Here is a 13,908-nt window from a genome sequence, read left to right as displayed (position 1 = left end):
AGGTCACCGCCCCAGTCACGCAAGCCAGCAACACCCACGCTAACTCGTCAACACAACAACGATGACATGAGGAATGCAGTGAAGACTTCAATAACAACCCTGATGGGATCCTTCGCCCTCGCCGCCACCGCCCCGGCCTTCGCCGGCATCACCCTGGAAAACGAGCAGGGCCGACTCAGCTTCGGCGGCGATGTGGAACTCGATATCAATTCCTACAACACCCAGTCGGGCCCCATTTTCACCGACGACGAGATCGACACCAGCGACGAGTACAACCAGACCGGGCGCATCCTGCTCGACGTGAGCGGCGAGCGCACCAGCGCCACGGGCAATTACGCGCGCTTCAAGGCGCAGCCGCTGATCCAGACCGACGGCGGTTTCGGCCTGGATGATGCCTGGCTGGCCCTGGGCAACGCTGGCGGCCTGGAGCTCAAGATCGGCCGCTTCGAGGCCTTCGACCTCTTCCCCCTGGGCCAGGACGTCTTCGTCGGCTACAGCGGCGACACCTCGGATGGCCTCTATGCCGATGGCCAGGGCTATGTCTATCAGGCCAAGGAGGGCCGCGGTCGCGCCGGGAACTCGGGCCAGGTGCTGCTCAGCCAGCGCAGCGGCGACCTCTATGCCGAGCTCGCCACCCTGTTCGGGGATCGCACCGACCTCTTCGAGAACGGCAACAACGGCGGCACCTACCATGGCTTCGCGCTAGAGGAGAGCAAGAACTCCTTTATCGTGCGTCCGGTGCTGGCCTGGACCCCCGGCCCCTGGACGCTGGCCGTGGGGGCGGAAACCAACCTGGTCGACGATGCCCTGGTCGACGAACGCGGCGAGGATATCAGCGACCGCACCGGCTATGGCACGCGCCTCTCCTACGCCGCCGGCGACTGGTCGGTCAATGCCAACCTGGCTTACCTGGATGCCCATCAGGAGGACAACCTGACCCTGGGCCTCAACGCGCTCTGGGGCAACGCCGGCCTGGGCTATATCCATGCCCGCAACGAGATCGACGAGGTCAAGCCCGGGGCCATGGGGAGCCTGACCGAACCGGGCGAATACACGGTGGATACGCTCTATGCCTCCTACCGCTTTCCCGATGCCATCGGCATCGAGAATTTCGACCTCTACCTCGGCGCCTTCTATAGCCGGGTCGATCACGAGGAGATCGACGATCTGGACGACGCCGACCGCTACGGCGGCCGCCTGAGGTTCAAGTACCACTTCTGAACCCCGCCCCTCGCTCGTGTGTCCTCTTGCCCCGCCTCGGCGGGGCTTTTTGCACTCGGGCCTATGGCGCCAGGGCTCAGCCCAGCACCTTGATCAGCAGCTGCACGCCGACGATCACCATGGCGACGATCACCAGCCGATAGAAGAGCGCCTCGCTGACCCGATGCTGCAGCCACAGGCCGCTCTTGACCCCGGCCCAGGCCACCGGCACCAGCGCCAGCGACGCCCAGGCGCTGGTCAGGTTGATCTCGCCGAGCCACAGGTAGGGGGGCAGCTTGATCAGGTTGACCGCGGCGAAGGCGATGGCGCTGGTGGCGATAAAGGTCTCCTTGGAAAGTCGCCGCGGCACCAGGTAGAGATTCAGTGGCGGCGCCCCGGCATGGGCCAGGAAACTGGTGAAGCCGCAGCCGGTGCCGGCGGGCAGGGCCCAGCGCGGCGAGATGGGGCGCCCCGCCGCCGGGCGCAGCAGCATATAGGCGGCGAACAGCAGCGAGAGGATGCCCAGCAAGAGGCGCACGCCGTCCTCGTCGAGGCTGCCGGCCAGCAGGGTGCCGACGGCCACCCCCAGCGCCAGCCCGGGCAACAGGCGGCGTACCTCGGCGCCATCATGGCGGCCCCACCAGGCGCGGACGGTGAAGCCGTCCATCACCAGCAGCAGCGGCAGCAGCAGGCCGGCCGCCTCGATGGGGCCGATGGCCAGCGCCATCAGCGGCACCGAGAGGGTGCCGAAGCCCCCGGCGAAGCCGCCCTTGGAGACTCCGGTGAGGAAGGTGGAGAGCACGATCAGGCCCCAGGCGAGCCAGGAGTAGTCAGGGAGCATGCCGAGTATCCTGAAGAGCTTCCGTCATGCCATCACTCATTGCATGGCATGCGTAGAGATCCTTGGCGTCATCGAAGGCCAGAGTGGTAGGCCTGTCATGGGGGGCGATGAAAGGCAAGGGGAGGTCGAGACTGCCTTGGCTGCCGATGAGATGCAGATACTGGGCAGCATCCTGTAGCTTCTCTGGCTGTGTCGCCGTCAGGGCGGCCGGCTTCTCGCACAGCACATGCTTGCCCTTCCCTGCGCCTTCAGTACATATTCCACGTGCAGATGATTGGGCAACGGAATATACCGGCATCAATGTCGGGAGCGGAGAGCAAAGCCTCGTAGAAGCCATAGGTGGTCAGAATGTCAAAACCCTTGGTGGTCTTCGACGCTCTGTCTTGGTCTCTTGCCACAATGGCTTGCGACTGGCCATGTTGACTAGCATGCATGGCGGGAATGACATGCTCTTTGGCGATACGCGCGGCGCCCAGAATCCCCCACCGAACCGTTGGAAAGTGCTTTTCTATAGACATGGTCACGCTCATCTGAAGGTATAGTTGTGTTCATTGCACCGTGGTCTTTCGACCTCACGATAGCTGGTGGTCCCACCTGTCAATCCCAGGAGGCAGGTCAATAGAGCTCGAACCTTGCGACTTTTTTGAAATTCGAATCATGATTACGAGTATTCAGGCAGCAAGCTGAACAATGGACTCAGGACATGACGTCGCCACTTGAAAATCAAATATACGCCTCCCCGCCAGAACCATCAAACCAAAGCCTTGAACTTTAGTACCAAAAACCATCCCATTAATTATTTTCGAAAAACCAACCACCTGTTTTTTATAAACTTTCACACAACCGACTACTGAGTTTTTCGAAAACTGAAAAAGAGAATTTGATAATTGACGTTTAGTAACCAGATGCTGCCATCTATGCTAAAGACACTTGAAACGCCCTTAAACCCACAACAACTCCACTGCCATGGGAGGAATCAGGATTCTCTCCAGCAGTGGCCAGCACTCAATGCAAACTTCAACAACAGGAGGCTATATGAATATCGGTCCCGATACCCCCTTGAAGGTGGCTTGCCTGGGCATTACCCATCCGCATACCTCAGGACGCGTCAAGGCACTCAACAAGATGGAAAATATCCAGGTCACATGCGCCGTCGACGACAGCCATCTGACGCCAGTGTTTGCCAATGCCTTCGACCTGGAGATCCGAGGCAAGCGGGAGGTGATGGAGGACCCTGAAATTCAGGCGGTCATCATTCACTCCAAGAGCGATAAGATGGCAGACCTATCCATTGAAGCGTTGGAAGCCGGCAAGGCGGTACTTGTCGAAAAGCCGGCAGGTCGTAACTCGGATGACGCCCGACGGATTCGCGATGCTGCGGAGCGTACCGGTGGGTTACTGCAGGTCGGCTACTGCTGGCGGCATGCCCCGTCGGTAGCTGCCATGCACGAAGCGTTGAAGAGTGGTCGCCTGGGCAAGGTCATGCAGGTACGCGCCCATGGGGGGACGTCGCACGATGAAGCGGCTACCAGCCACCTGAACCAGCCCGAGGACATGGGTGGGGCTATGTTTGTCATCGGCTGCCACCTCATCGATCAAATCATCCATCATTTCGGCATGCCGCTTTCCGTCAATGCTCGTATCTCCAAGTTCCCACGTCAGATGGATGACAACTACCGAGAAGATGCCGCCGGCGCTGTACTGAACTACAGTGACAAGATCGTGGTGGTGGACTTCTTCTCGTGGGATCCCCTACCCTGGCTGGAAAGCTGGAACATCACGGCTTATGGTACTGATGGCATCATGCAGGCCAACCCGCTGCCAGCCAGTTACAAGATCTACGATACCGGCCGACAGGGTCACACTCGTGGCTGGAGCTCGTGGCAGGATACGACCTTTCCGGTTCAGTGGGCGGCCAAGAAAACCGAATATTCCCCCGAGCTTGCGGAGATCGGTAACCCCTTCTTCTTCGAGCGCGAGGCAGAGGCGTTCGTCAACTCGATCCGCACCGGTGCACCGTCCCAGGTACCAGCCCAACAGGCCCTCAATGTCAACCTGTTGATCGAGGCACTGTTTGCGTCATCGCAGCAATCCGGCGCCGAGGTAGTCCCCGGAGCCTGAATCGGCGATATGGATAAGGGGTTGGCGACGCAGTTCACCAACCCTTTTTTGTAACCTGGCATGCTATGTTCCGTTAGCATCGTTCTCTGATTAACTCTCACTTGCTGCCTGCACAGGAAGAGACTGGTTTAATCTTACCCCCTAAACTGATCAGGCGCCCCAGAAAGCCACGCCTGATAAAGAACATGCCCAGGTGTGACGACAACGCAGGGCATGAATAAACTCTTAACTCTCAAGATAACCTTGACCTGTTTTATCACATGGCGTAATCCACTTGATGCCTAGCAATACGCATATCGCCGAGTTCCCGGCGAACGCGCAAGTGTTCCGGGTGAGAGGCATAGCCCTGTAAAGCTTCCAAAGAATCGAATTCCGAGTACAGTACCACATCGCATGCATAGTCGATGTTGCTGACGTCCACACCAATCTCCAGCCTCCTCATCCCCGGGATCTTTCCCTGTAGACCTTCGAAAGCCGTCTTCAGGATCTCAATATGCTTCCGCCTTTCCTTATCGGTATCGCCTTTGACATCCCACATGACGATATGCTTCACAATATTCATCAATACACCTCCGCCGTATTTTTCAACAAAAAAACCTGACCACGTCTCCGTTAGCCAGGCTCAAGGAAGGAGCCTTACTCGTCTTCAGTGTTGAGAATGAAATCGAAATTCATAGTATAGAAAGGAGTGTCTGAATAACCTCCGTGAGGTATCATACCTTCTTCATGGCGGATCCAGTCGGCAATAAGCGATGAGCGGACGCCGAACACCGCATCGGAATCCAGGTAGTCGCCACCCTCACGGAACACGTGCGTAACTAGCCGTTCATAACCGGGGGCCGTGATCATGAAGTGTAGGTGGGCCGGGCGCCATGGATGTCGGTTCAAGGCCTCGAGCATTTTCCCCACGGGGCCGTCATGGGGAATTGGATACGCCTCGGGGACGATCGACTTAAAATAGTAGTTCCCCTGCTCATCGGCTTGCAACACTCCACGCCCCTGGTGTTCCGCCAGTTCGGGAGACTGCACATCATAGTAACCGGCATCGTCCGCCTGCCAAACTTCGATTCTGGCATTCGGGATTCGCTCACCATTCTGATCCAGTACCTTGCCGCTGATATACCACGGTTCCCCTGTCATACCATTGCTGATATCGTCGCCCAGTTGGTAGTGGGGAGCTCCCTCGACGTGAAAGGGACCGAAAACGGTGGCTTCGGTGCATCCCTCGGGTTTCTTGTGGTTCTGAGCAGTTACCAGGGTCGAAAGTCCCAAGGTGTCTGACAGGAGAATAAACTCCTGGCGGGTCGGGCTGCAGATCTGTCCGACCGATGTCAGGAACTCGATACCATATTGCCACTCTTTTTCCGTGAGGTTAACCTCACGGGCAAACGCATGAAGGTGTTGAACGAGGCTGGCCATGACCTCCTGTAGGCGGTCATCACTGCTCCCAGCATTGCTTTTCAGCACAGCCTGTGTAATGGTTCTCTCATTCAGGTTTCGCATATCTCCTCCCTCATCCTGGGTCGGTCACGACCCTATTGATTCCAGCATAGATGACCATATAATCAGGGAAAACATCCGGATTGAAATTTTATTTTTCATATAAGAAATAATGAACCACCACCTGGAGCCCATGAACAATGGACAGATTAACCGAGCTCGAGCTCTTTGTTCATGCCGTCGAACTGGGGACGTTGAGCAAGGCTGCCGAACAACTCGACATTTCAAATGCCAGTGCCACTCGGCACTTGAATTCACTCGAGTCTAGACTTAAGGTGCGCTTGCTCGAGCGCAGCACACGTCACTTGTCGCTGACCAAGATAGGCCATGACTTTTACCAACGAAGCAAGAACCTGCTGAGCGAATATCACGAAGCGGAAACCGCCGTCAATTCATCCGTAGTGGAGCCCACAGGCACCCTGACAGTGACGGCCACCATCTCCTTCGCCAAACTGCACATCGCGCCGCTTCTGCCCGAATTCAAGAGACGTTACCCAAGAATCAAGGTCCACATAATTGGTGCCAATCGTTACCACGACATCATGGATAGTGAGATCGACCTTGCCATACGCACGAAGGAGTTTGAGCCCGATTCTAATATCACAATACGGCGACTAGCACAGAATCGGCGTGTCCTCGCCGCCTCCCCTGACTACCTGAGGCGTAAGGGAACGCCCAAAACCGTGGAGGAGCTTGGCAATCATGACTTAATCATCTATAGTTATGCCAACGACCCCTATCGGCTCAACTTCACCAGAGGAAACGAGAAGGCTTCTATACACATCGAACCCACATTGGAGTGCAACGATGGGCAGATTATCCGCTCAGCGGCACTCTCGGGGCTCGGCATTCTCGTGCAGCCGATGTATATCATCTACGATGACGTGGTTGCCGGCCGCCTTATTCCCGTCTTGCACGACTGGCGCCTGCCCCAGCTGATCATTAACATCGCCTTTCAAGAACGGCGCTACATGCCTGCCAAGACCCGCCTGTTCATTGACTTTCTTTTAGAAGATTTCAGAAAGAAAGGCTATGAGGAAAACTGGAACACACTATGAATCTCTCCGGCACGCCCACGCTGCAGGCGTGCCTGACTTCATCACGACAAGGGGCGCATCACGCTGAGGGACGGGTCCCCTCGAAGGCATCCTGTAACAGTTTCCGGATGCCATCGCGCTCTATGGGACGGGGATTCCAGTAGGGGTTGGAGAGAGCAATGTCCGTAGCCCGATCCAGGTCGGGTTCCGTCAGCCCCAGCTCGCGCAGCGTCAAGGGAGCGCCCAGGCGCTTCGCCAGATCGTACAGCGCCGCTCCCGCCGGGGCGTGCTCATCGCCCAGGGCTCTGGCGATGCGCCTTGTCGCCTCCGGCGCCGCTTCGGCGTTGAACGCGATGGCATGGGGCAATACCACGGTATGGGTCGGCGCATGCGGCAGATTGAAACTACCGCCCAGCGTATGGCAAAGCTTATGGTGCAACGCCATGCCCACGTGCCCCAGCACCGTGCCGCAGAGCCAGGCACCGTACAGGCAGTCGCTGCGCGCACCGTAGTCATCGGCATGATCCACGAGCGTCGTCAGCCCCTGCGCCATCGACCGGATCCCTTCTTCGGCCATCAAGGACATCACCGGATTGCCATCCTGGGCATAGAGGCCTTCGGCGGCATGCGCGATGGCATTCATACCACTGGTGATCGACAGGCCGACCGGTAGGCTCAGAGTCAGGCCGGGATCATAGATGACGGTCTTGGGCAATACCCGCGGATCCTTGCCGGTCCTTTTCAACCCTTGTTCGGTCAGACCGTAGACCGGCGTCATTTCGGATCCAGCGTAGGTGGTCGGAATCGCCAGGATCGGCAACTCGGACTCCATGGCGATGGCCTTGCCGAGTCCCGTCGTCGAGCCGCCACCGATGGCCACAGCACAGTCGGCTTCCAACTGCTTGGCCACCTCTCGTGCCTCATGCGCCGTTTCGATCGGCACGTGCATGACGGCCTTGTCGAAAATCCCCGCCGCCCGTGAACCCAGCAGCTCGGCAACGTGTTCGGCCTGCTTGCGCTGGTCTGGGGTGGACAGGACGAGCGCACGATGTGCCCCGAGACGCTCGATTTCATTGGCCAATTCCTGAAGCGAATCCTTGCCAAAGATCACCCGAGCGGGTTGCGCGTTGTAAATAAACTTGTCTGTAGCCATCAGTGACTCCTGAGAAAATGGGTGCACCCAACCATCGATGCAGTAGTGATCCTGTTGCTTTGTTACCGACTCATACCGCCTATTCGATGATATCCTGAAACGAGTAAGGATAAATTCGTGATGGTAATAAATACACATCACCCTGAACCGTCAAGCATGGCTCCAACAGCTCTATGTCTTGCTCTTTCATAGCAGAGCCCCCAAGAAAATTCCTATTTACCTGCCAAGTATGACTGGCGCACTGGAAGACAATCAGGGCACCGGACAGCATGAACTCATGCCATAGCGCACAGGAGCTATAGAGTTAACAATGAGCATAGACTTCTTATTGAATTCATGGAATGCTCACAGACTAAAAAGTTTTTTTCATCTTGCGAAAAACCATGCTCAGCCCACATAATGAGAAAAACCATAGCTTCAGTGAATTATTCAATTTATCTAAACAAGCATCGATTTTTATTATTTTTTCGTATCTTAAGACAGCCACTCCCCAGAAAAACCACCACCCAAAAAATCAGTTATTTGCAATAAAAGGCCAGGCCAGCCATGGGACTGGCTTGGCGGAGATCTACATAGTTAGACCGAAGAAATCACCCGACCAGCTAAGCAATTACGCCTTAGAGGCAAGGAATTAAATCAATTAAATTAGCCAGAGGCGCACCCAGTTATCGTCAAGATTTACTCCTCGATTTTGCGAAGGTGTCGAAGCCGACGGCCAGTACGATGATGATCCCAATAACCACCTGCTGGTAGTACGACGACACGTTCATGATCACCAAACCATTGATGAGCACACCAATCAGCAGCGCACCAATGACCGTACCGCCGACTCCGCCAAGGCCACCGAACAGGCTCGTCCCACCGATGACAACGGCAGCGATCACGCGCAGCTCATAGCCTGTTCCAGCGACTGCCTCAGCAGAACCGAGCCGAGCGGAGAGCAAGAACCCAGCGAGACCAGCAAGGAACCCAGTGACCACGTATACGCTAAGGAGAACTGAAGGTACGCTTAGCCCAGAAAGGCGAGCTGCTTCCGGATTGCCACCCACAGCGTAGACTTGACGTCCATAGCGAGTGTAATGCAAAACGACATACCCCACCAACGCCACAACAAAGAAGACCAGTACAGGGACTGGCAAGCCTAGTACATCGCCACGGCCCCACCAACGATATGCTTCGTTAAAGCCACTGATAGGAGCACCGTCATTGACGATGAGCGTTGTGCCTCGCCAGACGCTTAGACCGCCAAGCGTGACAATGAATGCCGGCACACCAAATCGAGTGACGACTTTACCGTGGACGTATCCCGCTGCCGTACCCACCATACATGCGGCAAGCATGGCCACAAGCCAGCCCATGACGAAGTCCCCGCCCACGGCTTTCATCAGGTAGGCACCGCAGATTGCTGAGAATGCGAGCAGTGAACCTACCGAAAGATCTATACCGCCGGTAAGAATGATGTAGGTCATGCCTACACCGATAATTCCGTAGATGGAGACCTCAGTGAGAATATTGGTGACATTCCTGGCGGAAAGGAACAACGGATTGTACACAGTAAATATGGCGATCAGCGCAACAAGAAATAACAGGACACCATACTTATTGAGAAAGCCGACGAGATCGAATTTTTTTCGGGCACTGGCGACTGAGTTCTTTTCTGCTGGCATGCTCATTTTATTTACCTCGCTAGATATTTCAGTGTTAGCCAGATTAGGCCACATCTCTATGCTCGGCTTGGATAGCCATTCTATGAGCCATTCCCTGCATAAGTCTCTCTTCCGTTGCTTCCTCCGACGAAACAACACCAGAGACTTCCCCGTCTCTGAACGTAACTATACGATCGCTCACCGCCATGACCTCAGGCAACTCAGAGGAAATAACGATGACGGCAATACCGGCCCTCGCCATATCGAAAAGAACTTGATGCACTTCAGCTTTGGCGCCGACATCGATGCCTCGAGTTGGCTCATCGACGATAAGCACCTTGGGCTTTAATGCCATACAGCGTGCCAAGATGACTTTCTGCTGATTTCCACCAGACAGAGTTCCTAGCGCCACATTGTCGTTGGCCATCTTAATATGCAGGCGCTTTCGGTACTCCTCAACCAATAACGACTCTTCGTGACTATCGATAAAAAGCCCCCAGCGTTTCAACCTACCAAGGCTTGGTAAGCTTATGTTCCAGCGAATTGAATGCCCCAAGAAACAAGCTTGTTGCTTGCGATCCTCTGGAACGAGCGCCACACCTGATGCAATTCCTTCGCGCGGTGAGCTAAGTGGAGAAACCTGGCGACCGTTAACATGGATAACCCCCTCGTCGCAAGAATCAGCGCCGAATATAACCCTTGCCAGTTCGGTACGTCCGGCACCTACAAGGCCAGCGAATCCAACGATCTCGCCGGCACGTACTTCGACTGACATATCACGCAACACAGTCGCATGGAGATCTTGGCCAATACCACCACTCGTCCGTGACACACCTTTCACCTTCAACATCACATCACCTGGAGGGCCAGTAAGAGGTTTGCGTACGAATTCTACATCTCGCCCCACCATGAGCCGCACGATGTCGTCGACGCCGACATCCTCCACCTCACCGGAGGCGATATAGGTGCCGTCACGAAAGATAGTGTAACGATCGCAACAGGCCTTCACTTCGTTGAGCTTGTGCGATACGTAGATGATGCTGATGCCCTTGTTTTTCAGATCCGCAATGATTTGATGCAGCTTGTCCACTTCGCGCCCACTCAGCGCTGCGGTCGGTTCATCCATGATGATGAGCTTCGCGTTCATGGTTAGCGCCTTCGCGATCTCAACCATCTGCTGGTCGGCGACGCTCAGCTTGCGTACAAGCGTTCTAGGCGTAAAAGTTAGACCCAACTCGCTGAGTACTGCCTGCGCATCGCTGAACATCCGCTTCCAATCCACCAACCCATGGCGGAGAGGCTCCCGTCCGATGTACATGTTCTCGGCAACTGACATCCCCGGAATAAGATTGAATTCCTGATAGATGGTGATGATGCCGAGATCCTGCCGACAAATCGGCGTGTCATGTGCAGCCAGCTCGTGACCATCGAATTCGAGGGACCCTTGTCCAGGGTCAGCCGGCTGAGCCCCTGCGAGTATTTTTATGGTAGTTGACTTGCCGGCTCCATTCTCTCCCAAAAGAGCATGTACTTCGCCTTTACCCACTTCGAGATGCACGCCATTGAGCGCGACAATTCCGGGAAAGCTCTTTTTTATGTTTCGAACCCGCAGCAGAAGATCTGTCATACCGATTCCTCCCAACCCAAGATCCAGCAACCCGGGAAAGAGCAGTACTCTTCCCCGGAATTTCCCGTCAAAAATACAGACCAAACTGACTAATCGATAACACTGAATTGCTCTGCTTGTTCAAGGTTGTCAGCAGTCACCATGATGGGTTCAACGGTAACGGACTCGATCTCTGTTCCATTGCGAATCTTGTCGACTGCCAGACGTAAGGCGGTACGGATCTGCTGGCTCGGGCTTTGCTCGACGACGCCGGTGATCTCACCGACCTTGATTCCCTCCAGTACTTCCGGATAAGCATCATAGCCGATGATCTTGATCTGATCGCTCAACCCCATTCCCTGGACAGCCTCGACAGCACCAAGAGTCATATCCCCGGTGGAGCTGATGATCACGTCGGGCGGGTTTCCCGAAGAGGCCGTGAGAATGTTTTCAACCACTGTCATCGCCTTGGCACGTTCCGCTTCGCCGGTTTGCTCGGCCACGATCCTAAAGTTACTTCCGGCGTCAGCCAGCGCCTCACGCACCCCTCTAGCTCGGTCCATCGCTGTGGTCGAGCCTATTTGACCGGTAATCAGCACAACATCCGCGCCATCTGGCATATTTTCGATCACCCACTCGCCCATGAGTCGTCCGCCAGCGACATTGTCTGCAGTTACGTAGGGCACTGGAGAAGAAGTCCCTTCGACTCGACGGTCCACGGCGATGACCGGAATTTCCTCATCCAGTACTTCATTGACAACCGGCGCGAGAGCGTCCACATCGTTTGGAGTTAGTATCACAGCCTCGACACCCTGAATAAGGGCATTTTCAATATCGGAGGTCTGCTTGGCCGATGAGGCCTGCGCATCCTGAACGAACAGATCAATATCTAGAGCCTCCGCCTCTTCAATCGCCTGTTCATGCATGTAAATGAAGAAAGGGATGGACAGCGTTTGGAAGCTGATGGCCACTTTCTCTCCAGCGGCGAGCAGGGGTGCGGCAGGCATCAAAAGGCTGGTGGCAAGCAATGTTGCCAGTGCACTATTCTTGATGTTAGCTTTCATAATCGAAATCCTCTTATGGATCGAATCAGGCTCCAGTCGAGACTGTATCCCGTCTGGGATTCAGGGTTACTGGATAGCGCTGAACTGTTATTTATTGTTTAGTCTTTCCTGAGTGCTATGAATGGCTACGCCATGACAGTTTCGATAAACTTCCAAGACACTTGCTTACAAATTTTCGCTGTCAAACTATTCGTATTGGTGAAAACCTCCCACATTGGCTTTCTCGCCTTCATCTACGAATAGTTCAGCTATCGTGCGGATAACTCCCAGACCGTCATCAGTTACCAGAGCTACCTTTCCTTCTATCCTGTTCATACTAGCCTCCCACAACTTCTACTTGATATTCGATCAGCGTCCCAAGAATTTATGGCAAGCCGATCCCCTAACCACAGACCAGTACTTAGCAAGGCCCACAGCTGCCGTTCGATTTCGTATGGATTTAGTAAGCCTTACTAGCTACCGAGATCGGCGGTTGGCTGAGGCCGTACCACGCAATAATGGCGAAGCATACCAGCGGTACGTAGAAGGCAGAGGCGGTTCCTAAGTGGTCGGCAAGTGCCCCCATAGCCAGTGGCAGAAAAGCGCCTCCTACCAAGGTCATTACCAGGAAGGAACCTGCCTTCTTGGTCTGAGGCCCTAAGCCGCGAACACCCATCGCGAAGACGGTCGGGTACATCACGGACATGAACAGATAGATCAAGACGACAGCAAAGACCGAAACCTTTTCTACACCAGCTATCGAAACGAGACACAGTACCATGCTCACCAGGCTATTCAGAATAAGCATCGAGCGAGCAGGCACGTAGCGCATGATCCAGGTACCGGCGAAGCGACCCACCATGTACGCCAGCATGCCTAGCGACAACAGAAACGATGCCTTCTGTGCGGAGATCCCATGCCAGTGATCAATTGCATAGTTGATAAAGAAGGCACCGATCCCCACATACGCCCCCACGTTGCAGAACTGAGCCAGAAGCGCACCGGTGAAGTTACTCTTTCGCCACATGCTCACGGCACCAAGCGACTGGGCATCCGCAGACGAGGTTTTTTCACTGCGGATCTCCGGAAGCTGAATGCGGGCGAACACGACGAACATCAGCAGCACAACGCCTGCCAAGACGGCGTAGGTCAGAGAAACCGGCTCGATTTTCGTGCCGGAAAACTCTATGGGTGGCGAAAAGAAAACGGCGCCACCGATAACCGGACCGATGAAGGCACCGAGTCCATTAAACGACTGGGCGAGCGTTAGGCGTTGTTCGGCCTTCTCGGGATCACCCAGGGCAGCTGCATAGAGGTTTGCTGCGGTTTCCAGACAGGCTAGACCACAGGCAAGGACGAATAGAGCTACCAGGAAGGGTGAAAAAGTGCCGGCGAGAGAGGCAGGAAGGAACAGCAAGGCGCCCAAAGCGAACAATGCCAGGCCAGCCATAATACCGGCTTTATAACCGAAGCGCTCCATGAAAATTCCGACCGGTAAGGCGATGAGAAAGTAGGCGCCGAAGTAGGCAGTTTGGACTAGCCCAGACTGAGCCCGGGACACATTTAATGTATCCTGAAAATGTTTGTTCAGTATATCGAGAAGGCCATGCGACAGGCCCCACATGAAAAAAAGACTGGTTATAAGAACAAACGCCAATTGCGTATTTGATAGCGCTTTATGGCCACGGAAAATCCCGCTAATGGCCTGGGTGCTCATATTCATGGCCGGTACCTTTTATATCTTGTTAGCCATAGAAAGTT

Annotated in this window: 12 protein-coding genes; 3 read left to right on the top strand and 9 right to left on the bottom strand. The window is 55.1% G+C overall.

Features of this window, described 5'->3' with window-relative positions; all coding sequences use genetic code 11:
* The first annotated feature begins 102 nt into the window (after window positions 1-102).
* Window positions 103-1,221 (top strand): carbohydrate porin, encoded by a 1,119-nt coding sequence (locus ACQ1W9_RS02685; protein ID WP_431025201.1) that lies wholly within the window; start codon window positions 103-105, stop codon window positions 1,219-1,221.
* Window positions 1,222-1,297: 76 nt separating this feature from the next.
* Here ACQ1W9_RS02685 and ACQ1W9_RS02680 read toward each other — a convergent pair whose 3' ends face one another.
* Together ACQ1W9_RS02680 and ACQ1W9_RS02675 are read right to left on the bottom strand one after the other, a co-directional pair.
* Window positions 1,298-2,041, bottom strand: coding sequence for a sulfite exporter TauE/SafE family protein (locus tag ACQ1W9_RS02680; protein WP_431025200.1), 744 nt, complete (start codon window positions 2,039-2,041; stop codon window positions 1,298-1,300).
* Between the two features lie 248 nt (window positions 2,042-2,289).
* Window positions 2,290-2,559, bottom strand: coding sequence for a Gfo/Idh/MocA family oxidoreductase (locus ACQ1W9_RS02675; RefSeq protein ID WP_431025199.1), 270 nt, complete (start codon window positions 2,557-2,559; stop codon window positions 2,290-2,292).
* 517 nt (window positions 2,560-3,076) lie between these two features.
* On the opposite strand from ACQ1W9_RS02675, the gene ACQ1W9_RS02670 reads away from it, so the two are divergent.
* Window positions 3,077-4,162 carry a Gfo/Idh/MocA family protein gene (locus ACQ1W9_RS02670; RefSeq protein ID WP_431025198.1) on the top strand — a complete coding sequence of 362 codons (1,086 nt, stop codon included), beginning with the start codon at window positions 3,077-3,079 and terminating at the stop codon, window positions 4,160-4,162.
* A gap of 256 nt (window positions 4,163-4,418) precedes the next feature.
* Here ACQ1W9_RS02670 and ACQ1W9_RS02665 read toward each other — a convergent pair whose 3' ends face one another.
* Window positions 4,419-4,724 (bottom strand): Dabb family protein, encoded by a 306-nt coding sequence (locus ACQ1W9_RS02665; RefSeq protein ID WP_431025197.1) that lies wholly within the window; start codon window positions 4,722-4,724, stop codon window positions 4,419-4,421.
* A 74-nt stretch (window positions 4,725-4,798) separates the two neighbouring features.
* A complete protein-coding gene (locus ACQ1W9_RS02660) occupies window positions 4,799-5,665 on the bottom strand; it encodes an intradiol ring-cleavage dioxygenase (RefSeq protein WP_431025196.1) in 867 nt (288 codons plus the stop codon).
* A 137-nt stretch (window positions 5,666-5,802) separates the two neighbouring features.
* Between ACQ1W9_RS02660 and ACQ1W9_RS02655 the strand changes: the two genes are divergently transcribed.
* A complete protein-coding gene (locus tag ACQ1W9_RS02655; RefSeq protein WP_431025195.1) occupies window positions 5,803-6,720 on the top strand; it encodes a LysR family transcriptional regulator in 918 nt (305 codons plus the stop codon).
* Window positions 6,721-6,778: 58 nt separating this feature from the next.
* Here ACQ1W9_RS02655 and ACQ1W9_RS02650 read toward each other — a convergent pair whose 3' ends face one another.
* The 5 genes from ACQ1W9_RS02650 to fucP form a co-directional block, all read right to left on the bottom strand.
* Window positions 6,779-7,852 carry a maleylacetate reductase gene (locus ACQ1W9_RS02650; protein WP_431025194.1) on the bottom strand — a complete coding sequence of 358 codons (1,074 nt, stop codon included), beginning with the start codon at window positions 7,850-7,852 and terminating at the stop codon, window positions 6,779-6,781.
* 671 nt (window positions 7,853-8,523) lie between these two features.
* Window positions 8,524-9,525, bottom strand: coding sequence for an ABC transporter permease (locus tag ACQ1W9_RS02645; protein ID WP_431025193.1), 1,002 nt, complete (start codon window positions 9,523-9,525; stop codon window positions 8,524-8,526).
* A gap of 37 nt (window positions 9,526-9,562) precedes the next feature.
* Complete coding sequence (locus tag ACQ1W9_RS02640) at window positions 9,563-11,125, bottom strand: sugar ABC transporter ATP-binding protein (protein WP_431025192.1); 1,563 nt, start codon at window positions 11,123-11,125, stop codon at window positions 9,563-9,565.
* A gap of 89 nt (window positions 11,126-11,214) precedes the next feature.
* Window positions 11,215-12,168 carry a substrate-binding domain-containing protein gene (locus tag ACQ1W9_RS02635; RefSeq protein WP_431025191.1) on the bottom strand — a complete coding sequence of 318 codons (954 nt, stop codon included), beginning with the start codon at window positions 12,166-12,168 and terminating at the stop codon, window positions 11,215-11,217.
* A 439-nt stretch (window positions 12,169-12,607) separates the two neighbouring features.
* Window positions 12,608-13,870 (bottom strand): L-fucose:H+ symporter permease, encoded by a 1,263-nt coding sequence (gene fucP, locus ACQ1W9_RS02630; protein ID WP_431025190.1) that lies wholly within the window; start codon window positions 13,868-13,870, stop codon window positions 12,608-12,610.
* Window positions 13,871-13,908 lie beyond the last annotated feature (38 nt).

It is taken from the genome of Halomonas sp. H5, from assembly GCF_050613175.1.
In the GTDB taxonomy this organism is placed as follows: Bacteria; Pseudomonadota; Gammaproteobacteria; order Pseudomonadales; family Halomonadaceae; genus Bisbaumannia; species Bisbaumannia salifodinae.
Note: the sequence above shows the minus strand (reverse complement) of the source record. Positions and strands in the feature narration are given on the sequence as shown.

Excerpts from the sequence above, each read along its gene's own strand:
- ACQ1W9_RS02685 (WP_431025201.1), top strand. The coding sequence starts at position 103 with ATGGGATCCTTCGCCCTCGCCGCCACCGCCCCGGCCTTCGCCGGCATC.
- ACQ1W9_RS02680 (WP_431025200.1), bottom strand. The coding sequence starts at position 2,041 with ATGCTCCCTGACTACTCCTGGCTCGCCTGGGGCCTGATCGTGCTCTCC.
- ACQ1W9_RS02675 (WP_431025199.1), bottom strand. The coding sequence starts at position 2,559 with ATGTCTATAGAAAAGCACTTTCCAACGGTTCGGTGGGGGATTCTGGGC.
- ACQ1W9_RS02670 (WP_431025198.1), top strand. The coding sequence starts at position 3,077 with ATGAATATCGGTCCCGATACCCCCTTGAAGGTGGCTTGCCTGGGCATT.
- ACQ1W9_RS02665 (WP_431025197.1), bottom strand. The coding sequence starts at position 4,724 with ATGAATATTGTGAAGCATATCGTCATGTGGGATGTCAAAGGCGATACC.
- ACQ1W9_RS02660 (WP_431025196.1), bottom strand. The coding sequence starts at position 5,665 with ATGCGAAACCTGAATGAGAGAACCATTACACAGGCTGTGCTGAAAAGC.
- ACQ1W9_RS02655 (WP_431025195.1), top strand. The coding sequence starts at position 5,803 with ATGGACAGATTAACCGAGCTCGAGCTCTTTGTTCATGCCGTCGAACTG.
- ACQ1W9_RS02650 (WP_431025194.1), bottom strand. The coding sequence starts at position 7,852 with ATGGCTACAGACAAGTTTATTTACAACGCGCAACCCGCTCGGGTGATC.
- ACQ1W9_RS02645 (WP_431025193.1), bottom strand. The coding sequence starts at position 9,525 with ATGAGCATGCCAGCAGAAAAGAACTCAGTCGCCAGTGCCCGAAAAAAA.
- ACQ1W9_RS02640 (WP_431025192.1), bottom strand. The coding sequence starts at position 11,125 with ATGACAGATCTTCTGCTGCGGGTTCGAAACATAAAAAAGAGCTTTCCC.
- ACQ1W9_RS02635 (WP_431025191.1), bottom strand. The coding sequence starts at position 12,168 with ATGAAAGCTAACATCAAGAATAGTGCACTGGCAACATTGCTTGCCACC.
- fucP (WP_431025190.1), bottom strand. The coding sequence starts at position 13,870 with ATGAATATGAGCACCCAGGCCATTAGCGGGATTTTCCGTGGCCATAAA.